1 protein-coding gene is annotated in these 561 nt (G+C 40.3%); it reads left to right on the forward strand.

Annotated features, from left to right (window positions below):
• Nucleotides 1–561, forward strand: a 561-nt coding sequence (locus tag A1232T_RS13250) for a transposase (protein ID WP_279625901.1), incomplete at both ends; no start/stop codon positions are given.

A 561-nucleotide genomic window follows, 5' to 3' on the forward strand; every position in this document is an offset into this window, starting at 1 on the left:
TATTTAGGATTACACAGTCAGACCTTACAGGCTATCAATGAGACACACGCCAAGGCCCGAAAACAATTTAAAAAAGCCAAACTTAGCTGGCGCAGCAACCGTCCTGATGCCAAACGTAAATCACTGGGCTGGATACCTTTTAAAAAATCTGCTATCAAGTATTTGCAAACAAGGCAGACAGGTAAGAAGGGACTGAAATCAACCCTACAGCTATCCCTATCTAAAGGTCAAAAGCTCATCATAGATGTATTCGATAGCTACAACCTAAGCCTGTATCAAATTAACACCTTAGAGATAGTACAAGACAGTCGTAATCGTTGGTATGCCTGTATCACCGTTAAAGACTTTCCTAAGCAAGTAAGTGGTAAGGGCAGCGTTGGTATTGATTTAGGCTTAAAAGAGTCTGCAACCACCTCAAATGGTGACAAGCTAACTATTAAGCAAACGCAAAAATGGGCGAGTAAATTAGCAGTAGCCCAGCGTGCTAAGAATAAAAAGCGTGTCAAAGCAATCCACGCTAAAATCAAAAACACAAGATTAGACTTAATTCATAAATTCACC

Source organism: Psychrobacter pasteurii (assembly GCF_900162815.1).
In the GTDB taxonomy this organism is placed as follows: domain Bacteria; phylum Pseudomonadota; class Gammaproteobacteria; order Pseudomonadales; family Moraxellaceae; genus Psychrobacter; species Psychrobacter pasteurii.